At 69.9% G+C, this 24,997-nt stretch carries 25 protein-coding genes; 9 read left to right on the forward strand and 16 right to left on the reverse strand.

Going from position 1 to position 24,997, the window contains the following annotated elements:
• Nucleotides 1-5: 5 nt before the first annotated feature.
• The 4 genes from UA74_RS29590 to UA74_RS29605 all read right to left on the reverse strand — a co-directional run bounded on the left by UA74_RS29590 (nucleotide 6) and on the right by UA74_RS29605 (nucleotide 2,531).
• Nucleotides 6-353 (reverse strand): hypothetical protein, encoded by a 348-nt coding sequence (locus UA74_RS29590; RefSeq protein ID WP_075743106.1) that lies wholly within the window; start codon nucleotides 351-353, stop codon nucleotides 6-8.
• Between the two features lie 148 nt (nucleotides 354-501).
• Complete coding sequence (locus tag UA74_RS29595; RefSeq protein WP_075743107.1) at nucleotides 502-849, reverse strand: hypothetical protein; 348 nt, start codon at nucleotides 847-849, stop codon at nucleotides 502-504.
• A gap of 1 nt (nucleotide 850) precedes the next feature.
• The gene (locus UA74_RS29600) at nucleotides 851-1,579 is read right to left on the reverse strand and encodes a hypothetical protein (protein ID WP_075743108.1); all 729 of its coding nucleotides are present in this window, start codon (nucleotides 1,577-1,579) and stop codon (nucleotides 851-853) included.
• A gap of 409 nt (nucleotides 1,580-1,988) precedes the next feature.
• Nucleotides 1,989-2,531: a TetR/AcrR family transcriptional regulator gene (locus tag UA74_RS29605; RefSeq protein WP_075743109.1), complete on the reverse strand. Its 543-nt coding sequence runs from the start codon at nucleotides 2,529-2,531 to the stop codon at nucleotides 1,989-1,991.
• A 135-nt stretch (nucleotides 2,532-2,666) separates the two neighbouring features.
• Between UA74_RS29605 and UA74_RS29610 the strand changes: the two genes are divergently transcribed.
• A complete protein-coding gene (locus tag UA74_RS29610; protein ID WP_232237554.1) occupies nucleotides 2,667-3,881 on the forward strand; it encodes an MFS transporter in 1,215 nt (404 codons plus the stop codon).
• A 579-nt stretch (nucleotides 3,882-4,460) separates the two neighbouring features.
• Complete coding sequence (locus tag UA74_RS29615; RefSeq protein WP_075743110.1) at nucleotides 4,461-5,105, forward strand: HNH endonuclease family protein; 645 nt, start codon at nucleotides 4,461-4,463, stop codon at nucleotides 5,103-5,105.
• A 220-nt stretch (nucleotides 5,106-5,325) separates the two neighbouring features.
• Here the strand turns inward: UA74_RS29615 and UA74_RS29620 are convergent, their stop codons facing one another.
• The 8 genes from UA74_RS29620 to UA74_RS29655 form a co-directional block, all read right to left on the reverse strand.
• Nucleotides 5,326-5,577, reverse strand: coding sequence for a hypothetical protein (locus UA74_RS29620; RefSeq protein ID WP_075743111.1), 252 nt, complete (start codon nucleotides 5,575-5,577; stop codon nucleotides 5,326-5,328).
• Nucleotides 5,578-6,002: 425 nt separating this feature from the next.
• The gene (locus UA74_RS29625; protein ID WP_232237555.1) at nucleotides 6,003-7,097 is read right to left on the reverse strand and encodes an FUSC family protein; all 1,095 of its coding nucleotides are present in this window, start codon (nucleotides 7,095-7,097) and stop codon (nucleotides 6,003-6,005) included.
• A gap of 39 nt (nucleotides 7,098-7,136) precedes the next feature.
• Nucleotides 7,137-7,757 carry an SRPBCC family protein gene (locus UA74_RS29630; protein ID WP_075743112.1) on the reverse strand — a complete coding sequence of 207 codons (621 nt, stop codon included), beginning with the start codon at nucleotides 7,755-7,757 and terminating at the stop codon, nucleotides 7,137-7,139.
• Nucleotides 7,758-7,761: 4 nt separating this feature from the next.
• Entirely contained in the window at nucleotides 7,762-8,175 is a 414-nt protein-coding gene (locus UA74_RS29635; protein WP_075744385.1) for a DUF3151 domain-containing protein, read from the reverse strand.
• A 219-nt stretch (nucleotides 8,176-8,394) separates the two neighbouring features.
• The gene (gene fbaA / locus UA74_RS29640) at nucleotides 8,395-9,429 is read right to left on the reverse strand and encodes a class II fructose-bisphosphate aldolase (RefSeq protein ID WP_075743113.1); all 1,035 of its coding nucleotides are present in this window, start codon (nucleotides 9,427-9,429) and stop codon (nucleotides 8,395-8,397) included.
• 79 nt (nucleotides 9,430-9,508) lie between these two features.
• Nucleotides 9,509-10,462: a DUF998 domain-containing protein gene (locus UA74_RS29645; RefSeq protein WP_198042881.1), complete on the reverse strand. Its 954-nt coding sequence runs from the start codon at nucleotides 10,460-10,462 to the stop codon at nucleotides 9,509-9,511.
• A 100-nt stretch (nucleotides 10,463-10,562) separates the two neighbouring features.
• A complete protein-coding gene (locus tag UA74_RS29650) occupies nucleotides 10,563-10,850 on the reverse strand; it encodes a YciI family protein (protein WP_075743115.1) in 288 nt (95 codons plus the stop codon).
• A gap of 480 nt (nucleotides 10,851-11,330) precedes the next feature.
• Nucleotides 11,331-11,588 carry a hypothetical protein gene (locus UA74_RS29655; protein ID WP_157434512.1) on the reverse strand — a complete coding sequence of 86 codons (258 nt, stop codon included), beginning with the start codon at nucleotides 11,586-11,588 and terminating at the stop codon, nucleotides 11,331-11,333.
• A gap of 487 nt (nucleotides 11,589-12,075) precedes the next feature.
• Between UA74_RS29655 and UA74_RS29660 the strand changes: the two genes are divergently transcribed.
• The 4 genes from UA74_RS29660 (at nucleotide 12,076) to UA74_RS29675 (ending at nucleotide 15,461) form a co-directional block, all read left to right on the forward strand.
• Nucleotides 12,076-12,675 (forward strand): SigE family RNA polymerase sigma factor, encoded by a 600-nt coding sequence (locus UA74_RS29660; protein WP_075743117.1) that lies wholly within the window; start codon nucleotides 12,076-12,078, stop codon nucleotides 12,673-12,675.
• Nucleotides 12,676-12,982: 307 nt separating this feature from the next.
• Entirely contained in the window at nucleotides 12,983-13,963 is a 981-nt protein-coding gene (locus UA74_RS29665) for an ROK family protein (protein ID WP_232237556.1), read from the forward strand.
• Nucleotides 13,960-15,132, forward strand: coding sequence for an N-acetylglucosamine-6-phosphate deacetylase (nagA, locus tag UA74_RS29670; RefSeq protein WP_075743118.1), 1,173 nt, complete (start codon nucleotides 13,960-13,962; stop codon nucleotides 15,130-15,132). Before UA74_RS29665 ends, nagA begins: the two co-directional genes overlap by 4 nt.
• A gap of 116 nt (nucleotides 15,133-15,248) precedes the next feature.
• A complete protein-coding gene (locus UA74_RS29675) occupies nucleotides 15,249-15,461 on the forward strand; it encodes a hypothetical protein (RefSeq protein WP_075743119.1) in 213 nt (70 codons plus the stop codon).
• Between the two features lie 88 nt (nucleotides 15,462-15,549).
• Here UA74_RS29675 and UA74_RS29680 read toward each other — a convergent pair whose 3' ends face one another.
• Nucleotides 15,550-16,959: an FAD-binding oxidoreductase gene (locus tag UA74_RS29680; RefSeq protein WP_232237557.1), complete on the reverse strand. Its 1,410-nt coding sequence runs from the start codon at nucleotides 16,957-16,959 to the stop codon at nucleotides 15,550-15,552.
• Nucleotides 16,960-17,192: 233 nt separating this feature from the next.
• Nucleotides 17,193-18,593, reverse strand: a complete 1,401-nt coding sequence (locus UA74_RS29685) for a serine hydrolase domain-containing protein (RefSeq protein WP_075743120.1) — start codon at nucleotides 18,591-18,593, stop codon at nucleotides 17,193-17,195.
• Nucleotides 18,594-18,783: 190 nt separating this feature from the next.
• On the opposite strand from UA74_RS29685, the gene UA74_RS32580 reads away from it, so the two are divergent.
• Entirely contained in the window at nucleotides 18,784-18,927 is a 144-nt protein-coding gene (locus UA74_RS32580; RefSeq protein ID WP_157434513.1) for a hypothetical protein, read from the forward strand.
• Nucleotides 18,928-19,090: 163 nt separating this feature from the next.
• On the opposite strand, the gene UA74_RS29690 is transcribed toward UA74_RS32580, so the two are convergent.
• The gene (locus UA74_RS29690; protein ID WP_075743121.1) at nucleotides 19,091-19,747 is read right to left on the reverse strand and encodes a response regulator; all 657 of its coding nucleotides are present in this window, start codon (nucleotides 19,745-19,747) and stop codon (nucleotides 19,091-19,093) included.
• A 3-nt stretch (nucleotides 19,748-19,750) separates the two neighbouring features.
• Nucleotides 19,751-20,977: a sensor histidine kinase gene (locus UA74_RS29695; RefSeq protein WP_083683815.1), complete on the reverse strand. Its 1,227-nt coding sequence runs from the start codon at nucleotides 20,975-20,977 to the stop codon at nucleotides 19,751-19,753.
• Nucleotides 20,978-21,212: 235 nt separating this feature from the next.
• Between UA74_RS29695 and UA74_RS29700 the strand changes: the two genes are divergently transcribed.
• Nucleotides 21,213-21,941, forward strand: a complete 729-nt coding sequence (locus tag UA74_RS29700) for an ABC transporter ATP-binding protein (protein ID WP_083683817.1) — start codon at nucleotides 21,213-21,215, stop codon at nucleotides 21,939-21,941.
• The gene (locus UA74_RS29705) at nucleotides 21,938-24,262 is read left to right on the forward strand and encodes an FtsX-like permease family protein (protein ID WP_075743122.1); all 2,325 of its coding nucleotides are present in this window, start codon (nucleotides 21,938-21,940) and stop codon (nucleotides 24,260-24,262) included. Before UA74_RS29700 ends, UA74_RS29705 begins: the two co-directional genes overlap by 4 nt.
• Nucleotides 24,263-24,997: the final 735 nt, after the last annotated feature.

A 24,997-nucleotide genomic window follows, 5' to 3' on the forward strand; every position in this document is an offset into this window, starting at 1 on the left:
GCAGTTCAGAATACGCATTCCCCCCGCTCCATCGACCCGTTCGCCTGATAGTGCACGGTGATGTCCATGGGCGATTCCCGCTTGATCCGAGCAGCCAGCTCCCGCCCCCGCTCCACCCAAGCACGTTCGATTTCGACGGAGGGGAACCCGGAATCCTGCGGGACGTCGGGATTGTAGTATGACTGGTATTCATCGTCCCAGTCGGTGAGGTCTTTCGTCAGACCATCACTCAATCCGAGGAATTCTTGAGCGCTATCGATGAAATGATTCGTTCCCCGATGCTTCCCCGTCACATAGAAGAATGGGCCTTCTACGAAACCGGCGTGCAAGGACACGTTGAGCACGTCACTCATCTCCTACTAGTCCCCGATCGGGCTCCGCGCTGCTCGCCGACCGGATACACTGTCGTCGTTCAGGCCGCCGGTCCCAACCACGTCAAATATCGCGCCCATCACTCGGCCAATAGAATCTTGCCGTGCTCGGAAGTCATCCTTCCGCAGCTCAGAAAACACAGTCCCCCCGCTCAATGGACCCGTTCGCCTGGTAGTGAACCGTGATGTCCTTGGACGATTCCTGCTTGATTCGCGGGGCCAGCTTCCGACCCCGTTCCACCCAAGCGCGCTTGACCTCGACAGACGGGAATCCGGAATCTTGCGGCACGTCGGGATTGTAGTACGACTGGTATTCGTCATCCCACTCCGTGAGGTCCTTCACAAGATCATCACTCAACCCGAGAAATTCTTGGGCTTCATCAATGAAGTGATTGGTTCCCTCATGCCGTCCTGTCACGTAGAAGAACGGCCCCTCTTCATAACCGGCGTGCAATGACACATCTAGCATGGCGATCACGTCACTTTCTGCGGTGCGGTCGAATTTTGCGCCCTAGTTTTATCGGGTATGCCGTGACGATGTACCCGTTACTTCCGATGACAACCAGCAATCGTCCTTGACAACCATCTATCTCTACGTCGTACACTTCGCCGCTGCGGCCGAGGTATCCAACAGGCTTTCTGGTCTCAACCAACTCAAATATCGTGTCTACCACTCGTTCCGGCGGAATCCCGATGTCATCGAAGTTGCCCTTCCGTTCCGGTCGCATGATATGCGCACGGCCAGATTCATCAATGTCGCCGGTTTCCAGCCACACCAAGTGCCCCTCGAAGTGCCGCCCCATACGTACTACCCGTTCGGGACTGATCTTAGTGCCGGAACGGAGAAGCTCGGCGATCCACTCGCCGTAGCGGCGCTCGACGCTCTCGGGCGGCGTTTCGGCGACCGGTGCCCCGATGGTCGGGACGGTCGCGGTCGGCGTGCTGGACGCGGCGTCGATCCCGTGTCCGGCGATGGTCCAGCAGTAGCCGTCGATGAGGTCCTGGGCTTGGACGAAGAGCGCCCGTGCCGCGCGCACGTCGTCACCGGACGCGGCGGCACAGTGCGCGATCCACTCGACCTCGGGCTGAGTCGATCCGATGGTGGCGGCGGCGAACAGGGCGGCACCCTCGTCGATCGCCGTCTCGGCGTCGGTCGTGGCGCGGTAGGCCTCGGCGAGGAGGGCGTGAGCGCGTCGGAGGGCCGTCACGACGGCAGTAACAGACAAAGGCGACCTTCCGTGACGTGATGTCCGATGGACATCAACGTACCGCGCACAGATCGGCACCGTCAGTGACATTCGAGCTTCTTCGCGGCAACACCGCGCACAGATGACGACGAACCCGAGGAGCAGACGTGTCGGTCACCGCCTACGTGGCGGGCGCACCGTCCGGATGGAGCGCGGCAACGGCGACTCCGGGCTCGGCCACATGCTTCGCCGAGGGGCCTGGCGAGTTCGAGGCTTTGGGTACACGATGAGACCTGATCACCGAGCTGATCTTCGCTGCGTCCGTTCGCGCGCTGCCCTTGTCGTTGCGACAGAAGTCAGAGCTCGGTCGCCGTCGCCTGCAATTACCGTGTCGGCTCATCCACAGTGGACTGAACCGCTGCGGTGGCGTTCACCGGTCCAGGAGCGCCAAGGCCATGGTCTTGGCCTGCCGGGCGGCTCGATCGGATCGTTCATAGAGTTCGGTGACCGCGGCGCCGTCCATCAGGAGCAGGAGCTGCCGGGCCAGGTCCGTGTCGTCGGGGTATCCGGCCTCGGCCAGCAGCAGGCGCAGGTAGTCGGCGACGGCCTCCTTGTGCTGATTGGCCATGGCACGGATCTGGCTGTCCGGTTCGGCGACCTCGGCGATGGCATTGATGAAGGCACAGCCACGGAAGCCAGACGTCTTGGCATGTTCGATCAGCGCGTCGAAGGCCGCGATCGGGGTGCCGCCGAGGGCCGTGGTTCGTTCGGTCAGCCACGTTCGGTAGGCCTGGTCGTAGTTGCTCAGCATGGTCACGACCAGGTCGTCCTTACTGGCGAAGTGACGGTAGAACGAGGCGCGCCCGACTCCGGAGTCGGCGAGCAGCCGCTCCAGGCCAACGGCCTGGATTCCTTCGGCATAGAAGAGCTTCTCCGCAGCGTCCAACAGTCGCTGACGAGCGTTGGTGGCCATCGTTCGACTCCTTCAGGATGCATCCTTGACACAGACGGTACCGATCAGTACCGTCCAAAAACGGCACCGATCGGTACCATTTTAGCAGTGCGGATGGTCGTGTCGACCCACTCCGCGCAGGGAAGGACGCAGCGCATGACGCACCCTCCGCAGGCTCTGAGCGAGCAGACCTCTTCCGGAGGAATGGGACGGGTGGCGGTCCTGGCCCTGGGTGTGTTCGCGGTCGGCACCGGCGAGTTCGTGTTGGCCGGGCTGCTGCCGATGCTGGTCGAGGCATTTGAGATCTCCGTGGCAGGCGCGGGGCAGATCGTGACGGTGTTCGCGCTGACGTGCGCGGTGAGCGCGCCGGTGCTGACCGCGCTGACGGCGGCGTGGCGGCGTCGCACCGTCTTAGTGACGGCGACGGTCATCTATCTACTCGGAGCGGTCGGCACGGCGTTGGCCGGTTCCTACGGTCAGATCCTCGCCGCCCAGATCGTGGCCGCAGCCGGGGTGGGGTTGTTCATCCCGAACGCCTCGGTGACCGCCGCGACCTTGGTCGCGCCGCGCTTGCAGGGCCGGGCGATTGCGCTGGTGGTGACCGGCTTCACCGCCGCGGTGGCTTTCGGTGCTCCGATCGGCACCGCTTTGGGCGGGCTGCTGGACTGGCGGGCGACCATGTGGTTCACCGCCGCCCTGGCGGTCACCGGTCTGGTCGGCGTCTGGGTGCTCGTGCCCAAGCACCTGCACGTTCCCTCGGCCGGTGGGCTTCGTGCGCAACTCCGCCCGCTGGGAGACCGTCGCGTCTTGTTGCTGCTGGTGACGACATTGGTGGCTTTCACAGCAGTATTCGTCCCCTACACCTACATCGGCGTCATCTACGCTCCGGCAACCGGCGGCAGCGGCGTGGCACTGGCGGTGCTGATGCTCACCGGCGGCATCGCCGGTGCGGTCGGCAATCTCGCCGCCGGATTCCTGACCGATCGTCTCGGCGGCGCTCGTGTGGTCGCTGTCGCGCTCAGCTGGTTGACGGCGGGGCTGCTCGTAGTGCCCTTGGCGGTCGGGCATTTCGGCGCCGCGCTCGCGGTCGTCGGGTTCTACGTGGTGGGCGCCTTCGCGATCACCACCCCCCAGCAGCATCGGCTGATCGGCCTACGGCCCGATGCCACCCCGATCGTGATCTCGTTGAACCAGAGCGTGCTGTACCTGGCAATCGCGATGTCCGGGCTCGTCGGAGGCGCCGGAATCGAACTCCTCGGCAGCCGGTATGTCAGCCTCTTGGCCGCCGCTCTCGCGCTGCTCGCATTGGGAGCGTCCCTCTGCGCGCAGCGCCTGATCCGACCGACGAGCGGGCGGGGCGCCGGAGTGTGAACGAACAATCCGCCACCGGCCGTTCTCATCGGAGCCCGACCGCGCCGAGGCATTCGGCCGATCGCCAGGTGTTCGGGTAGTCGTTTCAAGCCGGGTTCGCGCGGTGGTTCCCTTGCCCGATGATCCGATCCCTGAGCACCAGGCACTCCAGCAGGGAATGGACAGCCAACTACAAACTAACTTTAGTTTTGCGCTACCCGACACCCGGAAACTATCAAAAAACTTGCCTTGGGCGGCTACCTGAGGCGTACTCCACGGCTCGGGACCGATCTTCGTGCCGGTGCGGAGCGGTTCGGTGATCGACGCGCAGTAGCGGCGCTCGGCGCCCCCGAGCCCCGCGTCGGCACCCGAGCAGCCCCACCGGAGCCGGGCGGCGAGGTTCCCAGGGTCCTCGACGGTGCGCTCGACATCGACGCTGCCCGGCAGGCGACCGCCGCGAGATCCGGCGCGTCGGCTGCCTGCCACCCCGGCACGACTCTTCCGCGCGCGGTGATCCGTTGTTCATTCACGGGTCTTGCCAGATCAATGTGGACAGGTAACGGTGGACGGGTCTTCCCACGACGGGGATAGGAGCGCCCGATGACGTCTCGCCGTTCGACCCGGTTACGCAGGCTGAGCCTGCTCGCCCTACTGACCTCTCTGCTGTCGCTTGCCCTACAGGGGCCCGCCTCCGCCGCACCGCCGGGAATCCCGAGCGAGGCGACCGCCCGCAGTCAGCTCGCCTCGCTGACCGTGGCCCCGGAAGGCTCGATGGACGGTTACTCCCGCGATCTGTTCCCCCACTGGAATGCCGTGGAGGGCAACTGCAACACCCGCGAGATGGTGCTGCGGCGCGACGGTGACAACGTGCAGGTGGGCAACGACTGCTACCCGACCTCCGGCAGCTGGTACAGCGAGTTCGACGGCCAGACGCGGACCGTGCCCTCGGAGATCAGCATCGATCACGTCGTGCCGCTGGCCGCCGCGTGGCGGTCCGGGGCGTCCTCCTGGAGCGCCTCCCGCCGGACCGCCTTCGCCAACGACCTCACCAACCCGCAGCTGATCGCCGTCACCGGCAGCGTGAACAGCTCGAAGGGCGACCAGACGCCCGACGAGTGGGTCCCGCCGCGCACCGCCTATCACTGCACCTACGCCCGGATCTGGATCGGCAGCAAGCACGCCTGGGATCTGACGGTGACCTCCAGCGAGCGCTCCGCACTCACCGGTCTGCTCGACACCTGCTGAGTTCGACCTGCTGAGCACGTTGGGGCCGGGCCACGCGATGCCGTCGCGGGCCCGGCCCACCTCCTCGGACAGGTCGGGATCAGCATCGGCAGGGGTCCCGGCACGAAGTCGCCCGACCTCGCGGGAGACGTCCGGAGGGCACCGCAGTCGTCGGCACCCCGGCACCACGCTCCCGTCGGCTTCGCCCGCGAGGCCGGGCGCATCGGCGGAATCGGCCGGATCAGCCCTCGGGCCGATTCAACACGCCGACGAGGGACTGATGCAGGGCCTGGTGATCGCGGGCATCGTGCAGCGTGCAGCCGGCCGCCGAGAGGGCGTACAACTCGTCGGCGCCCAGGTAGCGCACGGAGACCCGTACCTGACCGTTCTCGTCACACGAGGTGCAGAGTTCCAGCTCGCCGGTGATCACGCCGACCTCGTCGGTCATCACGCCGCCCCGAGCCACCGTGATCTTCGTGCACAGTTCCGCCATGGGAGTCTCCTCCGCTGCCCGACGTCTCGTCCGTCTCGCACGGCCGCGCGGGACGTCGAACGCCACGGTAGCCGTCCGAGGCGGCTCATGAGCCCATCGCTCGCAGCCGTGCCCTGGCGTGTCGTCGGCGGGCGTGCACCGAGGACTACGGCCGCGGAACGTCGTCGCCCCGCTGCGTGGCCCGGTCGGAAAGGGGCAGGCGGCCGGAGACGGGCGCGACGACGCTCCTGGGCATCAGCCCGAGATCCGGCGTCCTCATCGGCCCGGCGTCCTGCTCAGGCCCGACGGCGGCCGGTCGCGAACGCCGGATCGCCGCTCTCAGTCATCGCGGTCCGAAAGCCCGCTCCGGCGCCGAGCCTGCACCGGCGACAGGCCCACTGCCGCCGCAGGCCCGCACCGCTGCTGCTCCGAACCCGCCCGCAAGGTCACTCGTCAGTGCGGCCACTGCGCAGCGGCGGCAGCACCGCCACCGCCTCGTCGCGGCTGAGACCCCCTGCCTGCAACAGGTCCACCGAGATCGACCGCAACTGGGCGATGACGACCCGCATGGAGAAGCCGCTCGCGCCGATGAGATCGGCCGCCGACAGCCGGGCGACCGCCCGAGTGGCGGCCCTGGCCTGGACGGGGTCCCGGCCCGCCGACAACTCGTCTCGGAGCAGGACGACGGCGCCCGCGAGCTGTTCGAGGAGGATGGGCAGCCGTTCCGGCACCCGTTCGCCGTCGCGCAGCGCGGCCTGAGCGCGCCGCGCCAGCACCCTGGTGTTGCGCAGCGCGTGATCCAGCCGCACTGCGGCCTTCTGGTACCGATCGAGGTCCGCGCGACGTCGCCAGCGCAGCGGCGAGATCTTCGCGATCTCGGTACCCGCCGCGAGCGCGGTGGTGAACTCCTCGACGGTGTCCTGGGCGTCCCGCGCGCTGGACAGCACGGCGCCCGCCCGTGCCGGATCGCCGATGGACACCGCCACCGCCGTGGCGCGCAGCGCGTCGGCGAGCACGCCGAGGACCACCCGGCCCTTCTGGTGGACGACGGCCAGCGGATTGGCGGGGAGCAGCGCCGCGACCGCCAGGCCCACCAGCCCGCCCACCAGCGCGTCGATGAAGCGGTCGAAGCCGCCGACGGCGCCGGGGGGCAGCAGAGTGGCGATCAGCACGGCGGAGGAGCCCGCCTGCATGGCGATGACCGTCCCACTGTCGAGCAGCACGGCCACCGACATCGCCAGCGCGACGACCAACGCGATCTGCCAGGTTCCGGAACCGATCACCGAGATCAGCAGGTCGCCGACGAGGATGCCGACGCTGACCCCGACGACCAGTTCGGCCGACCGGCGCAGCCGCTCGCCCAGCGACACGCCCAGGCTGATCACCGCCGCGATGGGGGCGAAGAACGGCCGTTCGTGTCCGATGACGTGGAAGGCGATGAACCAGGCGATCCCCGCCGCGATGGAGCACTGCAACACGGGGATCAGGTTGCGCAGCAGTCTGCGCAACCGCCGTGTCGCCTCCACACTCACCCGGTCCACGGGTCGATTGTCCGCCCCCTGGCAAGATCCGCAGGACGACTAGCCGCCGGAACGCGGGTGACGCGCGCTGCGTCGGGCCCCCGCTCGTCTGACGAGGACGGCCGCGCAGGCCGTCAGTGCAACCGCTCCCCCTGCGGCGATCAGCACCGACGAGGTCGGAGTCGGGGGGCGGGGCGGCGGAACGGCGTCCCCGGCCCGGCGCCGGAGTTCGAGCACCAGGCTCTCCTCGCCCATCCGCATCGCCCAGTCGTGGTTGGCCTCGAAGACCGGCTTCAGCCAGCTCGGGCTGCTCCGTAACAGGGGCTTGTCCGCACGGATCTTCCAGGTGAAGTCCACCTGGGTCTTCTCGTCGCCGAGCTCGACCAGCCGCCACACGCCTCGGCCGACGAAGTCGCCGGTGGCGGTGAAGGAGCAGCCGTGCTCGGCGACCGACTCGACGTGGAGCTGCCACCGCAGGGTGTAGGGCAGCCTGCCGGTGGTGAACAGCTCATAGGACGAGCCGACCCCGCCGTCCTCGGCGCGCCGCAGCGTCTGGACGTCCAGATAGACCGACGGCCACCATCGAGACAGGTCGGCCGGGTCGAAGAGGGTGTCCGCCACCTCCCCGACCGGCGCCGGGATCAGCCAGCGGGTGTGGAAGTCATAGGAGCTGTCCGCCATCGACTCAGGCCAGTCCGACGGCGGCGGGCGCCTTCGGGTCGGAGTCCGCGAGGAACGTCAGGCAGCGCTGGTGCTCGTCGTCCTCGCCGATCGCGCCCGCGGCCCTGGCCAGTGCGGCGAGGCACCGGAGGAAGCCCTGATTGGGTCGGTGCTCCCACGGCACCGGTCCGTGTCCCTTCCAGCCTGCTCGGCGCAGCGCGTCGAGGCCCCGGTGGTAGCCGGTGCGCGCGTATGCGTAAGCGGCCACCGACTCGTCGGCGGCCAGTGCCGCCTCGGCCAGCGCGGCCCAGGCCTCGCTGAAGGTCGGGTGCTGCGCGGCCACCGTCGCGGGGTCGGTGCCTGCGTCCAACTCCTGCTGCGGCCCCGGCAGGTCGGGCAGCAGGGTGGGCTCCGGGCCGAGCAGGTTCGCGTGGGTCATGACCTCATTCTGCCAACGGTCGCCTCGGCGTCCCTCGGTCGCCTCCGTCACCGGCTCGACGCCGGGCGGACGCCGCACAACGTCCCGCTCGACACCACCGAGGATCAGCGGCGTTCCCGCCTCGGTCGGCAGGTCCCCGACCGAACACGCGAGCGGGGGCGCCTCGGCCTGTTTCGCCGAGACGCCCCCGTCAAAAGCCTTGCGTCGATGCGGTGCGGGTCAGCCCGCGAGCATGCGGCCTGCGGACCGCAGGTTCTCGCACGCGTGCGCCACCCGAGCCGCCATGCCCTGCTCGGCGGCCTTGAGGTAGCTGCGCGGGTCGTAGACCTTCTTGTTCCCGACCTCGCCGTCGATCTTCAGCACGCCGTCGTAGTTGGCGAACATGTGGCTGACGATCGGACGGGTGAAGGCGTACTGCGTGTCGGTGTCGATGTTCATCTTCACCACGCCGTAGCTCAGCGACTCGTGGATCTCCGAGAGCAGCGAGCCGGAGCCGCCGTGGAAGACCAGGTCGAACGGCTTCGAGCCCGCGGGCAGGCCGAGCTTCTCGGAGACGACGTCCTGGCCCTGCTTGAGGATCTCCGGACGCAGCTTCACGTTGCCCGGCTTGTAGACGCCGTGCACGTTGCCGAAGGTCGCCGCGAGCAGGTAGCGGCCTCGGTCGCCGCTGCCCAGTGCGTCGAGCGTCTTGAGGTAGTCCTCCGGCGAGGTGTACAGCTTGTCGTTGATCTCGTTGTCGACGCCGTCCTCTTCGCCGCCGACGACGCCGACCTCGATCTCCAGGACGATCTTGGCCTTCGCCGAGAGGGCGAGCAGGTCGGCGGCGATCTCCAGGTTCTCGTCGACCGGCACCGCGGAGCCGTCCCACATGTGCGACTGGAACAGCGGGTTCTCGCCCCGGTCGACGCGCTCCTGGCTGATCGCCAGCAGCGGCCGGACGAAGCCGTCCAGCTTGTCCTTGGGGCAGTGGTCGGTGTGCAACGCGATGTTCACCGGATACTTCGCGGCGACGACGTGAGCGAACTCGGCCAGGGCCGTGGCACCGGTGACCATGTCCTTGACCTTGGTGCCGGAGGCGAACTCCGCGCCGCCGGTCGACACCTGGATGATGCCGTCGCTCTCGGCTTCCGCGAGTCCGCGCAATGCCGCGTTGAGGGTCTCGGACGAGGTGACGTTGATGGCCGGGTAGGCGAACTCGTTCGCCTTGGCCCGGTCAAGCATCTCCGCGTAGACCTCGGGGGTTGCGATGGGCATCGGTCTTCCTCCTGTGGTGCCCGGCGCAGCGTGTCCGCGCTGATGGCTGTCGTTCGGCTACCCGGTGAGCATCCTACGATCAGACCCGCTCGCGGTCTCCTGCCGGCTGAGGATCATCCGCCCCCGTCGCGACCAGCAACTCCTCCCGAGTGGATCGATCCAGCGCGATCCGCTCGATCTCCTGGCCCTCCGCAGCAGGCACGCCCGACCCCGCTCCGGCCGCCGCACCTGCGGTGACGGCGCCGACGAGGCTCGGCTCGGGCTTCACCGCGTCGGACGCGGCGAGGAACTCGGGACCCGGCTCCGGCGCCCGCGCGGCCGTCACGAAGGCGGCGGGCACCCGACGCGCCTGGGTCAGGTAGATCAGCCTGCCGATCCAGAGCACCAGCATCGCGACCTGGGTACCGAGCATGGTGCGCTCGACGAAGCCTCGGACGAGGAAGTCGGCGAAGAGCTGTGCGCCCCACAGCCGGGGCGTGACGATCGGCATCGAGGCGAGCAGGAAGACGATGAACTGGACGAAGGTCAGACCCCCGAGCACTCGGGTCCAGCCCGCGACCGGCCGCCAGATCGCATGGTCGCGGAAGCGCTCCGACATGATCAGCCCGGCGACGGCCAGGCTCAGGAACGCGATGCAGGCGGAGAGCCGATGCGTCCAGCCGGAGAAGGTGAGTGCCGCGTCGGGCAGGTCGGCCGGGAAGAACGCGCAGAGGACGAGGCCGACGCCCCAGAGGCCGACCAGCACCGGCAGCAGCCTGCCGTCGAGCGCGCCGCTGCCGCGCAGCAGCGGCAGCAGCACGAGCGAGCCGAGGCCCAGCGTGACCATGCTGATCGGGATCAGCGACGCGCCGCCCTCGACGTAGACGAGTTCGCTGAGCGTCTGACTGACGGCGTCGAAACCGTCGCCGAAGCCGACGTGCATCGCGGTGAAGGCGATGGCGGAGAGCAGGATTCCCAGTAAGGAGAGCCCGGCCACCGCTCGCACGGCAGGAGCCGGCCAATGATCAGTGTCGGCCACAGTCGCGTCACGCATGCCGACGATTGTTGACGCTGTGACCATCGGTCGGCTCAGGGATTGTCCTGATTCGAGCCCTGACTCGCCGCTCCCTCGGCGCGTCGACAACGACACGCCGTCAGGTAGCCGTTAACCACGCCCCGATCAGCGGGGTCCACTCCCTGATGATCACCTCGGCGACCACTTCGGCGGGCCAGTAGGGGTCCTCGTGCAGCAGTCGCTGCAGCTCGTTCTCGTCTGCCACGTCGTACACGAGCAGCGCGCCGGTGTCGTCCGCCCAGGGGCCCGCTACGAGCAGCGAACCCTTCTCCGCGAGCGTGGTGAGGTAGTCCCGATGCGCCGGGCGGACGCCGAGCCGCCGCTCGGTGTCCGAGGTGAAGACGAGCTGGACTGCGAATCTGGCCATGCCGTTGTCTCTCCCGCGATGTCGACAGCGTGTCCTGACGGGAGTCGACGCTACCGCCGCTCGGCAGGCCCGCCGTCGCTGCGTCGGCGGTGCGAGGCCGCGCGGGCAGGCCGGAACCGAGGGCCTCCGCAGCCGACGCAGACCGAGGATCTCGGGGCGTGCCGAGCCTGCCGCCGGAAACGGTCCGAGAATGGCGAGCCGCCAGAGACGACGGCACCCGGCGGGGCAGCCTGACGCGGGTGCGCGACCAGCGGAGAAAATGTCGATCAATCGCTGCCGGAGACCCGACGGCAGCCGAGAAGCAGTAATTCGATCAACCGGATCGAGCCGCCGGAGACCACTTGGAACGCGGCAGTCGATTCGGCATCGAATTGATCAGAAGAAAATGATCAGAAGGCCGACCTGCCGGCATAAAAAAATGATCTCGATGAACCGAGGAGCTGATTCATCGAGATCATTTTCAGCGCGCCATGAGATCGATCAGAAGTCGATCGAGGCGAACGCGAAGTCGCCACCCTCGAACTCGAAGCCGGTCTTGAAGTCGACCTTGACCTCGAGGTCGCTGTAGACCTTGTAGGTGTTCCACTCGCCGACGTCGAGGCGGAACTCCTGTCCCTTGCCCTTGTCGTCGTGGCCCTTGTCGTACTCGCCCGCCATGGCGGGGGTCGCGGCAAGAACGGGGGCCACCACGATGGCGCCTGCAATGAGCGTCTTGGCGAGCATCTTACGAATCTGCACGGTCTGACCTCCGTATTGATTTTCTCCGACCGGCTGGTCCCGAATCCCAACCGAGCACAATGTTGACCCCGCGCCGGTACCGCCGCCACACCACCCATGCCAGTTAGCTCCACGAGGTGAATCTGACTCGGAGTTGCGCGAATTCACCGAAATGGCAGGATGAGCCGACTCGAATAAATGATCTCGACCGCCGATCGGCAAACTCCAGGTCATCAGCGGCCAGACTCCGTCGCGGCAGCCGCCTGCGACGCGACGGCCGGGACCTCGACGCGGTGCTACCGCGCAGTAGTGACCCGAAAGAGACCCTTTCGGCGTGCCGAACCCGCCGTCGTGCGGCCCCGAAAGGGCCGAGATCCTGTTGACAGCATCCACACCATGTGTCCATTCGGTCACGGGGAGCTGACGAAGGTGTGACGAAGTCCGGCAGTCCTGGGCACGAGCTCGCACTGCCTACGACGGGGAGCGGCCTCCTGGGTACCTTGCTCGAGTGGCGGCGGACAGATTCCACCCAGGCGTCGGCGATGGCAGGAACAACCCGGTCGAACGGACGTTCGGCCATCTCAGAACGCTCGACTCGCCCTTGCCACGCTCCGGGGAACAGCAGCCGCTGACGCTCGAAGATCTCTACCGACAGCACCGGATGCGCATGGTGCGCCTGGCGATCCTGCTGGTCGACGACATCTCCACTGCGGAGGACGTGGTCCAGGAGGCCTTCACCGGCCTGCATCGCAACTGGTCCGGGCTGCGAGACGCCACCGCGGCAGTGGGCTACCTGCGCACCGCCGTGGTCAACGGCAGCCGCTCGGTGCTGCGCAGGCGTAAGACCGCCCGGGAGTACACACCGCCCCACAACCCGAACGCCCGCTCCGCCGAGTCGCTGGCCATGCTGACCGCCGAACATCAGACCGTGGTGCGCGCACTCGCCCAGCTTCCGCCGAGACAGCGCGAGGTACTGGTGCTGCGCTACTACGGAGACCTCTCCGAGGCCGAGATCGCCGAGGCGACCGGCATCTCCCGAGGCACCGTGAAGTCCACCGCGTCCCGCGCGCTGGACGCCCTCCAGGCGATCATCCGTTCCGGGCGCTGAGCCCGGCGGCACGGGGTCCCCATCGGTCGGGGCCCGGCCGTCGACCTGAGCAGACCTCGTCGGCGGCCGAGCGGGGCGATCCGGACATCGCGCCTGCTCACAGGGCAGATCACCCGGTCCGCCGACGGCGGGGAATCGTGAGGACGGCGCGCGGACACCGGGTCTGATCCGGCTCACCCGCCGTTCCCTGCGGTGTGCTCGACCGCCGAATCCGACGGGAGGCGACATCCTGCCGATTCGGTGACGAACCCAGATCTTTCGTGGGTTGTATAGACCAATGTGGGGTACGTGCCGCAGGATCCTCCTCGTGGGCATCACCCGTGAGGACACCCGTCAGGTGGTCGCCGTCGACGTCGGCGGCACCGACATCAAGGCCGCGCTCGTCTCCGTCGGCCCCGAGAGCGCCGTCGCGCTCCTCCGTCGACGACGACGCACGCCACGCGCCGCGATCGACGAGAACGCCCCGGACGACGCCAGGGCCGCCGCCGGGGCTCGGACGGCCGAACTCGTCATCGAGGCGGTGAGCGAGCTGATCGACGAGCTGCGTGCCGAGGCCGACGGCCCGGTCCACGCGGCGGGCGTCGCGGTGCCCGGCATCGTCGACGAGGATCGCGGCGTCGCGGTCTACTCGGCGAATCTCGGCTGGCAAGACGCGCCGCTGCGCGAGCTGCTGCGGGCCAGGACCGATCTCCCGGTCGCCTTCGGTCACGACATTCGCGCGAGCGGCCTGGCCGAGGTCCGGCTCGGCGCGGCCCGAGGCTGTCGCGACGCGGTGGTCCTGCCGATCGGCACCGGCATCGCGGCGGCGCTGCTCGTCGACGGCAGGATGCTGCGCGGCGGCGGCTTCGCCGGGGAGATCGGCCACGTCGACATCGGCCACCACGAACGCTGCACCTGCGGAGCCGTCGGCTGCGTCGAAGCGGTGGCGTCCTCCGCCGCCCTGACCCGCCGCTACGCCGAGCGGGTCGGACGGCCGGTGTCCGGCGCCGCCGAGGTGGCCGTCCAGGTCGAGGCGGGCGATCCCGCGGCCGTCGAAGTGTGGAACGACGCGCTGGACGGGCTGGCCAGGGGGATTCTGCTGCTCGTCACGCTGCTCGCCCCGGAGGTGATCGTGCTGGGCGGCGGCCTCGCGTTGTCGGGCGACCTGCTCGTCGCCCCGCTGCGCGAGAGACTCACCGCGTTGATCTCGTTCCAGCGCGTCCCCGTGCTTCGCACCGCCGAGCTCGGGGACGAGGCGGGATGCCTCGGCGCGGCACTGTTGGCAGCAGGCATTCAGGAGGACCGATGACTCAGGCTCACACCACCGCCCCCCGCACCGAGGTCGACCTGGTGCTGTCCGGCGGTCGCGTCGTCACCGCCGAGGGAGTGCTCGACGACGGCTGGGTGGCCATCGCGGCCGGGCGACTGGTCGAGGTCGGGCAGGGTGTCGCGCCCTCGGCGGCGCGCACCGAGGCCGTGGACGGCGCCTGGGTGGTGCCGGGTTTCGTCGACATCCACTGCCACGGCGGCGGAGGCGAGTCCTTCAGCGGCGGCTCTGCGGAGCGGGTCGAGACGGCGATCCGCACGCACCGCGCCAGGGGCACCACCACGATGCTCGGCAGCCTCGTCTCGGCCTCGGTGCCCGAGCTGGCCCGACAGGTCGGCAGTCTCGCCGAGCTGGTCGAGGACGACCTGCTCGCGGGCATCCATCTGGAAGGCCCCTTCCTGTCCGCCGCCCGCTGCGGAGCGCACGCGCCGGAGCTGCTGCTGCCGCCCGACCGCGACGCGGTGGCCCGGCTGCTGACGGCCGGGCGTGGGTCGGTGCGCATGGTGACGCTGGCGCCCGAACTGGACGGCGCCGTCCGAGCGGTCGGCCAGCTCGTCGACGGCGGTGCGATCGCGGCGCTCGGACACACCGATGCGGTCGAGGAGCAGGTGCTGCCCGCCGTCGCCGCAGGCGCCACCGTCGCCACTCACCTGTTCAACGCGATGCGCCCGCTGCACCATCGCGAGCCGGGGCCGATCGGAGCGCTGCTCGACGACGAGCGGGTCACCGTGGAGCTGATCTGCGATCTGGTGCACCTGCATCCCACCACCGTGCGGCTGGCCGCCCGGCACGCAGGGCCTGCACGGACGGTGCTGGTCACCGATGCGATCTCCGCCACGGGAATGGGCGACGGCCAGTACGAGCTGGGCGGCCTGCGAGTGACCGTCACCGACGGGGTGCCGCTGCTGGACGGCGGCACGCTGGCGGGGAGCAGCCTCACCATGGACGTCGCGTTTCGCAACCTGGTGGAGGTCTGCGGCCTGACCGTCGAGGAGGCGGTCGCCGCGGCCTCGGCGCGGCCCGCCGCCGTGCTCGGCATGGACAAGGAGATCGGGCAGATCGCCCCCGGTCACCGGGCGGACCTGGTGGTCCTTGACGAGCAGCTGCACGTTCGGAACGTGCTGCGTCGCGGTGAGGTGGTCGAACGCTGAGTCGCGTCGGCGTCCGGCACCGGTCGGGCGCCGGCCCGGGTCGAGACACCGCCGGATCGCCGGACGGCGAGCGTCGGCCGGCGGTCCCGGCCGTCGTCGGGGTCGGTTACGGTGCCATGGTGAGCACCGCCCGCGATCCGGAACAGCTGCTGTCCCAGGCGCTGCGTGCGCAGGCGGTCAGCGGCGGTTCCGGCACGCATCCGGCCGAGGCCGCCCCGCCGCGCCGACGCAGGCACGAGCCGAGGCCGCTCCGGTGGACCGGCTGGCTGCTGATCCTGCTGGTGGGGCTGCTGGCAGGCACGTTGGCGGGACTGGTGTCGCTGCTCTAGCGACTGCGCGACCTCAAGGACACTGTGCCGCACCGGACTCCGGGTGCGCTGGAACTCCGGTGCGCAGGCGTCACCCGATCGCCGCCGATCAGTCCATCGAGAACATCGAGCCAGGGTTGAAGAGGTTCTCCGGATCGAGGGCCCGCTTCACCGCGCGATGGGCACGGAGGCCGACGGGGCCGATCTCCGTCGCCAGCCAGTCCTGCTTGATCTTGCCGACGCCGTGCTCGCCGGTGATCGTGCCGCCGAGTGACAGGCCCAGCGCCAGGATCTCGTCGAACGCCTGACGGGCCGCCGCCTCCTGGGCCGCCGAGTCGGGGTCGTAGACGATCGTGGGATGCATGTTGCCGTCGCCCGCATGGCCGACCACGGCGATCGTCAGCCCGATCCGATCGGCGATGGCCGCGCAGCCGCTGATCAGCTCGCCGATCCGGGTGCGCGGGACGCAGACGTCGTCGGTCAGGCCTCGGCCGAGCAGCTCCAGCGCGGGCAGCACCGCTCGGCGGGCCGCCAGCAGCAGGCGTCCCTCGGCCAGGTCGGCGGTGCTGTAGGTGAACTCGGCTCCGCTGTCAGTGCAGACCCGTTCGAGCGCCTCGATCTCGGCGCGTCCGGCGTCGCCGCCGACATCCGACTGGGCCAGCAGGAGTGCGGCGCTGCCGGCTCCCGCGCCGAGTTCGGTGTTCAAGTGCCGTTCCACCGCGTCGATCGACACGGCGTCCATGATCTCCAACAACGAGGGCACCATGCCCTCCCGGACGATGCGGCTGACCGCCGAGGCGGCCGTCTCGGTGGCGGCGAAGGTCGCGACCAGCGTCGCGGGTGCCTGGGGCAGCGGACGCAGCGCGAGGGTGGCCTTGGTGATCACGCCGAGCGTGCCCTCGCTGCCGACGAACAGCTTGGTGAGGTCGTAGCCCGCGACGCCCTTCATGGTGCGTCGGCCGGTGCGCAGCAGCTCGCCGTCGGCGAGCACCACCTCCAGGCCCAGCACGGAGTCGGTGGTGACGCCGTACTTGACGCAGCACAGCCCGCCCGCGTTGGTGGCCAGGTTGCCGCCGATGGTGCACCAGTCGTAGCTGGAGGGGTCGGGAGGATAGAAGAGTCCGTGCTTCTCGACGGCACCGCGCAGTTGGAGATTGATCACGCCCGGTTCCACCACCGCCACGCGATTGTCCGCGTCGATCTCCACGATCGACCGCATCCGTGCGGTGGACAGCACGAGACAGCCGTCGATCGCGTTGGCGGCGCCCGACAGCCCGCTGCCCGCGCCACGCGGCACGATGGACACCCCGGCGGCGGCAGCGGCTCGCACGATGCGCTGCACGTCGGAGGTGGTGGCGGGCAGCACCACGGCCAACGGGTGCCCGGCCGAGGCGAGCGGCATCATGTCCCGTCGATAACCCTCGACGACGTCGGGATCGGTCAGGACGGCGTCGCGCCCGAGCACGGCACGCAACTCCGCCAGTAACGCCGCGTGTCCGGTGACCTTCACGCCTGTCACGGTAGACCTCCCTGCGGTCTCCGTGCGAGATCTGATCGTGGCGACAAGCCCGCCGTCACCCGCGTCGTGTGTCCAGAGCCGACACGACGCGGGTTCCTCCCCAGACGCGAGTCCGACGACTCGCGGAGTTTCGATGTTCTTCGCCGATCCGCAGCAGGCGGGTGCCGCCGTCGGACCGGCGGGCGACCGGGCCTATAGGCCGCGACGACCTAGAGCGCGGGCCGCCCGGGGGTTCAGTAGGTCGCCGAACCGCGCCAGCCGCCCGGGTCGACGTCACCGGGGATCGGGGCCGTCGGGTCGTAGGGCGTCCTGGCGAAGATGAACGTGTTCAGGTCCAGGTGGCTCACCGTGCCGTCGGATCGACGGACCACCCGCAGGTGTTCGCCCGCGTAGTAGCCGTCCAGGCCGATCCAGCCGTCGTCGACGGCCCGGAACCGCGAGGTGCGTCCCCGGCCGCCCATCGGGGTCAGGTTCAGCATTCCGTCGGGGAGCAGCCGGAGCACGTACGCCGCAGTGCCCCAGTACCACTCGCCGGTCAGTGCCAGCAGTTCCGGATCGGGCTGCGTCGCCTGCGGCCGCCATTCGGCAGGCACCCTCGGCTCCTGCTCGACGAGGATGTCGAGCAGGCCGATCGCCAGGGCGCCGCCGATGCCGGAGGTGGCGTTGGCCAGGAACACGACGCCGCTCTTCTCGGTGCGATCCGCCCACACCGTGGACAGGAAGCCTGGCATCGATCCGCCGTGTCCGACGAGCCGCCTGCCCTGGTGCCGCAGCAGTTGGAGTCCGAGTCCCTGGCCGGAGCGCCAGCCGTCCCCGTCCTCGACCACCACGGGGTCGGACATCTCGGCGAGGGTGTCCGGGTGCAGGACCTCGGCCGTGTCGCCGCCGAGGAACGTCGACCAGCGGAGCATGTCCGTCACCGTCGACCAGAGCTGGCCCGCCGGTCCCATCGCGCCGCCGTCGTGCGCGGGCTCCGGCAGCAGCACGTCCGCCCACGGGTGCACGGCCCAGCCCTGTGCATGGGGGGCGACGGGCATCGCCGTGGTGCGGGTCAGCTCCAACGGCACGAGGATCTCGCGGTCCAGTGCGGCGAGCCAGTCCTCGCCCCGGATACGCGCCACGATCTCGCCCAGCGCCGCGAAGCCGAGATTCGAGTAGTGGTGCCTGCGGCCTGCTCGATGCGGGGTGGTCTCGGCGCTGAATCGGTCGGCGAGCTCCGACCAGGAGGTGCCCTGGGTCCGCTCCCACCACGGGCCGGGCGGCTCGGCGGTCAGACCGCCCGCGTGCGCCAGCAGGGCCGCGACGGTGCGATCGCCGAACGTGGTGCCGGGCAGGTGCTTCTCGACCGGGTCCGACAGTTGCAGAAGGCCCTCGTCACGCAGTCGCAGCACCAGCACGGCGATGAAGGTCTTGGTGATCGAGCCGATCCGGTACTGGGTGTGCGGCGTGGGCGTCGCGTCGTTCACGCGTCCCCGCGAGCCGGTCCAGACGGTCGTCTCGTCCCGGACGAGACCGGCCACCACCGAGGGCACCCGGCCGTCCCGCTGTTCGGTGGCCAGCCGACGGGTCAACGCCCGTATGGTCGCCGCCGAGGGCACCTGCTCGTGATCCGGACTGTTCACAGGATCGATCATGTTCGGCGCTCACTCTCAGTGTCAAGCCACCAACCAGGATGGCGGTGGCCGAAGTGGCAGGCCGCCGCAGACGACGGGTCGTCAGTCGGTCGGTGGTCGAGGGGACTCCCCATTCCTGGTCATCGCTCACGCCAGAACGATCGCTACCGGACGACGGCTGCGGGCTCTATGAACAGTGATTTCGTCGGCGATGACCGAGACCGCAGCGAAGTGGAAGATCAACGGACTGCGGCGAAAGACCGGTCAGGAGGGCACCGTCGAGGTCGAGTTCGCTCGGCCGGATCACGACGTCCGTCGGCGGCGCAGACGACGGTCCGCCGGAGGATTTCGCTAGCGCTCGGTGAGCATCGGCAGGCCGGGGACCGACCGTCGATGACGAAGCGGCGCAGTTGCGTCGGCAGGCAACGCCGCAGCAGGCACCGCATCACGATCGGTCGAGAACCCCCTCCGGGCCGCGCAGGCGACCCGGAGTCCGCCGATCCCCTCGACCAGCGCGGTCAGTCGTCCGCCATCATCCCGGAGCGCCAGGCCCAGGCGGCGATCTCCACCCGGTTACGGGCGCCGAGCTTCTGCTGGACGGCCGCCAGATGGGTCTTCACCGTGGACAACGACATGAACAGCTCGCCGCCGATCTCGGTGTTCGTACAGCCCCGTGCCACCTCGCGCACCACGTCGATCTCGCGTTCCGTCAGCGCGTCGACGGGCTGACGGACGGTCGACTTGGCCGGGGCGCTGAAATGCTTCAGCAGCCGCACGGTGATCTGCGGAGACACCAGCGCGTCGCCACGCACCGCAGCCTTGATCGCCTCCACCAGCAGCGCGGGGCCCGCGTCCTTCAACAGGAAGCCGCTCGCCCCGCCCGCCAGCGCCGCCGCGACATACTCGTCGAGGTCGAAGGTCGTCACGATCACGACCTTGAGCGGATCGGCGACGTCGGGACCGGCCAGTCTGCGCGCCACCTCGAGGCCGTCCAGCTCCGGCATCCTGATGTCCAGCAGACAGACGTCGGGCCGCAACTCCTGGGCACGACGCAGTGCCTCGACGCCGTTGGGAACGTCCGCGACCACCTCGATGTCGGGCTGGGCCTCGAGGATCATCCGGAACCCGGCGCGGACCATCTCCTGGTCGTCGGCGATCAGCACTCTGATCGTCATGTTCTACTCCGCTTCAACATCCTGCATGGGCAGCAGGACCTCCACCCGCCATCCGTGGTGTGGTCCCGGCCCCGCGCTGAACTCGCCGCCGAGCAGATCGACCCGCTCGCGCATCCCGATGAGACCGTAGCCACCCGAGCCGCCGACCGGCTCCTGCACCCCGCCGTCGCCGTCGTCGGTCACCAGGATCCGCAGACCCGACTCGGTGCGATACACCGCGACCAGCGCCAGGGTGATGTTCCTGGCGTGCTTGCCGGAGTTGGTCAACGCCTCCTGCACCAGCCTCAGCACCGAGCGGCCCACCTCGGGCGGCACGTCACCGCCGGGCACGGCGTCCAGCCGGGCGGGAATGCCGCTGCGCCCGGCGCGATCGACGAGCGCCCGCAGGTCGGAGTCGAGGTCCATCGTCGCCTGCGTGGCGGCGGAGTCGCCGGGTGCGGTGCCCTCCCGCATCGTCCCCACCAGCCTGCGCATGGCCGTCAGCGCCTCGGTTCCGCTGTGCTCGATCAGCTCCAGCGCCTTGGCGACCGCCTCCGGATTGTTCGCCGCCACGATCCTGGCGGCCTGCGACTGCACCACGATGCCGGTCACGTGATGCGCGACCACGTCGTGCAATTCCCTGGCCAACGCCATCCGCTCCGCCTGCTGAGCGGCGAGGACCTTCCGCCCGGTGCGCTGATCACGCTCCCGGTCGGCACCTCGGAAGTACAGGCCCGTGATCAGGGACGGCACCACCATCAGACCGGCGAAGAGTTGCAGGGCCAGGAATCCCCGCACCAGGTCTCCGAGATCGGACGCATGCCTGACCAGCTCCGGCGCCATGCTCATCTCGAGGGAGACGATCAGCGTCACGACGCTCAGCCGGGCCTGCGCCTTCTCCAGGTAGCGCACCGAGTACGCCAGGACCGCCATCGCGCCGCAGAGCCCCGCGAGGCTGTACTGCAGGGTCGAGTGGCCGCCGACCGCCGTCATGAGGACCGCGAAGCCCACCAGCAGCAGCGAGGTGACCATCGCCGCCCGGAAGGGCCGCAACGGCGCCACCACGGCCGTGACCACGAGCACCGCCGAGAGACCCACTCCCATCTGCGCCGACGGCCCGAAGCCGAGCGCGCCCAGCTGGAGCAGCAGGAACAGTCCCAGCGCCAAGGCCAGCGGCCACTGTTGCCGGGCCAGTGCCCGGTATCGCGACGGCATGCCCTCTATCCACCCTGCCAACAGCCCCCGTTTCATGCCGGTGACCGTACGTCCTGGCCGTCGATGTCGACCTCGGCCGTTCGGCCTGCGCTCGCCGACCGAACGGCTGAGGCGCGGCAGAGATCGCCGGCCGTTGGACCGAAGCGTCCCGCAGGTGCGCCCGGGCACTGTGATGTCCGGTCCCGCACCACGGCGATGCGCGCTCGCCGCGTCGATCAGGCGCCGGGACCTCCGTCCGACGCGAACCCGAGGTGAACCGACCGTGCCACCGATGACCACCGCACCTGAGGCCGCAGATCACGGGACCTCCACGCCAGGAGGCCGCGAGGCGACGCTGCTCGTCGGGAACGGCCTGACGAAGCGCTACGGCGAGCAGCATGCCCTGGCGGGCGTCGACCTGACCGTGAACCGGGGCGAGGTCGTCGCGATCGTCGGGCCGTCCGGGTCCGGCAAGACCACCCTCCTCCACGTCCTGGCAGGCATCCTGCCGCCGGACGGGGGCGAGGTGCTCCTGGCTGATCAGCGGATCGACAAGCTGCCAGAACGCAAGCGCAGCGAACTCCGGCGCAGCGCCTTCGGGTTCGTGTTCCAGGCCGGGATGCTGGTCCCGGAGCTGACCTGTCTGGAGAACGTGGCGCTGCCGCTGCTGCTGGGCGGCACGAACCGGTCCGCCGCGCTGACGACGGCCCGGACCTGGCTGCATCGGCTCGGGCTCGCCGCGCTGGAGCAGCGCAGGCCCGGCGAGGCATCCGGCGGCCAGGCTCAACGGGTCGCCATCGCCAGGGCGCTCGCGCATGAGCCAAAGGTGATCTTCGCCGATGAGCCGACCGGCGCGTTGGACACGCACACCGGGCAGGAGACGATCACCGCCCTGCTCGACGCCGCGAGCACGACCGGGGCGGCCGTCGTCATCGTCACCCATGACCCCGCCGTGGCGGATCGGACCGGGCGTCGGGTGGAGATCCGCGACGGCCTCGTCGCCGGACGGCCCTCGGCATGAACCCCGTCGGGCTCGCCCTGCGCATCCTTCGCTTCGACCGGCGGAGTCGGATCTCCGCCGCCCTGACCTCGGCAGGCGTCGCGGTCGGCACCGCACTCGTCGTCCTGCTGCTGACCCTGCCCGACGCGTCGGCGGCACGCGGCGAGCGCTTTGCCTGGCAGTACGTCGGTTCGCACGGCACCCCGACCTCGACGGCCGCGCTGGTCGATCAGAGTTCCGACGTCGTCGGAACGCAGCCGATCACCCGGCTCGACGTGGCGGTGCAGGACGACGCGGCGCCGGACACCGTCCCGGTCACGGCGGGGATCCCCGGTTTCCCCGCTCCCGGCGAGGTGCTGCTCTCTCCCGCCCTCGCCGATCTGGCGGCACAGCTGCCGCCCGAGGAACTCGCCGACCGGTTCCCCGGGGTCGTGGTCGGGAAACTCGGTCAGGAGGCCCTCGCCTTTCCGGAACAGCTGGTGGCCGTGGTCGGACACCACGAGGCTGATCTCAGTGCGGACGCCGATGCGATCTCGGGACTGATCAGCGACCGAGGCGGCCCGGACATCTTCCTGCTCACCCTCGCGATGATCGGCCTGGCCGTCCTGGCGGTACCGAGCCTGGTGCTGGTCGCCTCGACCGCCCGGCTGACCGCCGCCCGCCGGGAACGCAGGCTCGCCTCGATGCGGCTGGCGGGTGCCGCCCCGGGGCAGGTGCTGTTCCTGACCGCCGTCGAGTCCGGGATCGCCGCCGTCGCGGGCACCGCACTCGGGCTGTTGCTCGGCATCCCGGTGCCGGGCCTGGTCGCACGGGTCTCCTGGCAGGGCGGGACCTGGCTGCCCGGCGACTTCACGCCCGCCGCCTCGACGCTGCTGCTCGTCGGACTCGGCATCCCGCTGCTCGTGGTCCTCGCCGCCGTTCTCGGCCTCCGTCGGGTGGTGGCGAACCCGCTCGGTGCGGTGGCCGCACGACGCCGCCGAGCACCGAGCACGTGGCGACTGGTGGTCCTGGTCATGGTGGGGGCCTTGTTCGCCGCAGGCCTGCTCGTCGCCCAGAACGGCGGCGGCCCCGGTCTGCTGATCCTCTCGATGGCCGCGATCGTCCTGTCCGCCTCGACGGTGGGCCCGTGGCTGACCTCGATGATCGGCCTGCTCTTCACCACGCTGTGGCGCCGACCGTCGACGCTGCTCGCGGGGCGACGGCTGCGAGACGACCCGCAGGCGGCCTATCGGTCGTCCTCGGGTGTGGTGTTGGCCGTGTTCGTCGGGGCGCTGGCGTTGACCGTGCTGCCCAGCCTGGCGAACAGCAGTCCGGTCGGACGTTCGTTCCAGTCCGACGTCCTGTACGCCGACGTGCCCACCGCCGACGCCAAGGAGATCGCCGAGCGGCTCCGCATCGGCCTCGCCGAGCACGAGGTGCCCGGCGAGGTGGTCACCGCAGGCCGGGCGCGGCTCCGCACCGGCGACGGCAACCACGAGTACCCCGCGCTGGTACTGGCGTGCGCGCCTGCGGCGGAACTGACTCGGCTGCCGATCGGCCGCTGTGCCGAGGAGCCGGGGGTCTGGGTGGGCAGCGAACTGTTCCTGCCCGATACCGGCCTGCGACTCCAGAACGTTCGGACCGCCCGAGAACCGGAGCAGGCCGGGCCCGCAACCGAAGACGGGGCCGGGACGAGTCCCGACGACGCAGCGCAGGACGAGTCGGTGCCGGGGGTGCCGCTGGCCGACGGGGAGCCGGTCACCGTGCATGCCATGGCGGGATCGACTGCGGAGCTGGCCGGGTCGGTGCTGGTCGATCCCGCTCTCGTCCAGGACTCCGCCGCGATCGCCGAGACCTCCGTGCTGGTCAGTGCGCCCGCCGACCGGACCGAGGTGGTCCGCACCGCGTTCGGCCGGGCTGCGCCCGGAGTCGAGGTGGACAGCGTCGCCATGACCGAGGTCCAGAGCCGCATCCTGCTCGACGATCTACGCCGGGTGACGATCATCGGTCTGAGTATCGCGGCCCTGCTCGCCTGCGCGAGCACCGTCGTCACCTCGGCGGGCTCGGTGTTGGACCGCCGCCGGACTCTGGGCGCGCTGACCGCCACCGGGGCCTCGGTGCAGGTCCTGGCCCGGGCCTTGCGGACCGAGGCCGCGCTGCCTGCATTGGTGGCGTCCCTCGGCGCGGCTCTCGCGGGTTTCGGCGTGGGCGCGGGCTTCGTGCGGCTGTTCGGCCTGGAACTCGTGATCCATCCCTCGCTGGCGGTTCCGGTGGCGCTCGGTGTCGCCGTCGCCGTGTCGGCCGCCTGGGCGGCGGGCCGGGTGCTGCGCAATGTGAGTGACGAGCCCTTCGCCGAGGAGTGACCGCCGTCCTGGCGGCAGGCGGCCGGTGCTGATCGTTCGACACGACGGCGGGTGTCACCGGCCGCCAGGACAGGCGACCGCACGATCGGTCGTCCCGTGGGCAGCGTCTCGGCACGATCGCGGATAGCAGGGCGCGAGAGTCGCCTGCGTCGTGGAGCGCACGGTGCGCCCGCTTCGCAGGCGCGGCCTGCGAGTCGGACGTCGGCTTCGCCCTACGGCTCGTGCGGAAGCGGGCGACTCCTGATCGCCGGGGAGAGCGCCGAGCCCGTCGTCTCGTCCCGCGTACTCGCGAGGACGACCGCCCGATCCGCCTGGTCGACGACCATGCCGCAGCCGGATCGCGGCGCGTCTTCTAGAGCCTGTCTTTGATCCCCCTGGAGTCGTGAGCGGAGATCAGCGTGGACGAGCCGCCAGGCGGAGGAAAGAGGCATAACGGAGTCATGTCCACTGACGACAACGCCACAGATCGCCGCCGCCTGCCCCGCGCAACAGGGAAGTGGGGATTGAAGACAGGCTTTGCGAACGGCACGGTCGCAGGCCGCCGCCGTCCGCTGCGGTGCCCGCGCGCCGAACGGCGGGGGTCGCCGCCGCTGCGCTTCGTCGTCCACAGTGCACGACCGTGCCGCGCCGCCGGACGCTGCCTGCCGAGGCCCAGCCGAGGCCCCGCCGGACAGGTCGTCGCTCGGCCCCGGCCGATCGGTCGGGTGCAGACCAGCCGATCGGCCCGTCGATCTC

The organism is Actinoalloteichus fjordicus (assembly GCF_001941625.1).
Lineage (GTDB): Bacteria > Actinomycetota > Actinomycetes > Mycobacteriales > Pseudonocardiaceae > Actinoalloteichus_A > Actinoalloteichus_A fjordicus.

Coding starts and splice junctions, on each gene's coding strand:
- UA74_RS29590 (WP_075743106.1), bottom strand. CDS start 353: ATGAGTGACGTGCTCAACGTGTCCTTGCACGCCGGTTTCGTAGAAGGC.
- UA74_RS29605 (WP_075743109.1), bottom strand. CDS start 2,531: ATGGCCACCAACGCTCGTCAGCGACTGTTGGACGCTGCGGAGAAGCTC.
- UA74_RS29610 (WP_232237554.1), top strand. CDS start 2,667: ATGACGCACCCTCCGCAGGCTCTGAGCGAGCAGACCTCTTCCGGAGGA.
- UA74_RS29615 (WP_075743110.1), top strand. CDS start 4,461: ATGACGTCTCGCCGTTCGACCCGGTTACGCAGGCTGAGCCTGCTCGCC.
- UA74_RS29620 (WP_075743111.1), bottom strand. CDS start 5,577: ATGGCGGAACTGTGCACGAAGATCACGGTGGCTCGGGGCGGCGTGATG.
- UA74_RS29630 (WP_075743112.1), bottom strand. CDS start 7,757: ATGGCGGACAGCTCCTATGACTTCCACACCCGCTGGCTGATCCCGGCG.
- UA74_RS29635 (WP_075744385.1), bottom strand. CDS start 8,175: ATGACCCACGCGAACCTGCTCGGCCCGGAGCCCACCCTGCTGCCCGAC.
- fbaA (WP_075743113.1), bottom strand. CDS start 9,429: ATGCCCATCGCAACCCCCGAGGTCTACGCGGAGATGCTTGACCGGGCC.
- UA74_RS29645 (WP_198042881.1), bottom strand. CDS start 10,462: ATGCGTGACGCGACTGTGGCCGACACTGATCATTGGCCGGCTCCTGCC.
- UA74_RS29650 (WP_075743115.1), bottom strand. CDS start 10,850: ATGGCCAGATTCGCAGTCCAGCTCGTCTTCACCTCGGACACCGAGCGG.
- nagA (WP_075743118.1), top strand. CDS start 13,960: ATGACTCAGGCTCACACCACCGCCCCCCGCACCGAGGTCGACCTGGTG.
- UA74_RS29675 (WP_075743119.1), top strand. CDS start 15,249: ATGGTGAGCACCGCCCGCGATCCGGAACAGCTGCTGTCCCAGGCGCTG.
- UA74_RS29685 (WP_075743120.1), bottom strand. CDS start 18,593: ATGATCGATCCTGTGAACAGTCCGGATCACGAGCAGGTGCCCTCGGCG.
- UA74_RS32580 (WP_157434513.1), top strand. CDS start 18,784: ATGACCGAGACCGCAGCGAAGTGGAAGATCAACGGACTGCGGCGAAAG.
- UA74_RS29690 (WP_075743121.1), bottom strand. CDS start 19,747: ATGACGATCAGAGTGCTGATCGCCGACGACCAGGAGATGGTCCGCGCC.
- UA74_RS29695 (WP_083683815.1), bottom strand. CDS start 20,977: ATGAAACGGGGGCTGTTGGCAGGGTGGATAGAGGGCATGCCGTCGCGA.
- UA74_RS29700 (WP_083683817.1), top strand. CDS start 21,213: ATGACCACCGCACCTGAGGCCGCAGATCACGGGACCTCCACGCCAGGA.
- UA74_RS29705 (WP_075743122.1), top strand. CDS start 21,938: ATGAACCCCGTCGGGCTCGCCCTGCGCATCCTTCGCTTCGACCGGCGG.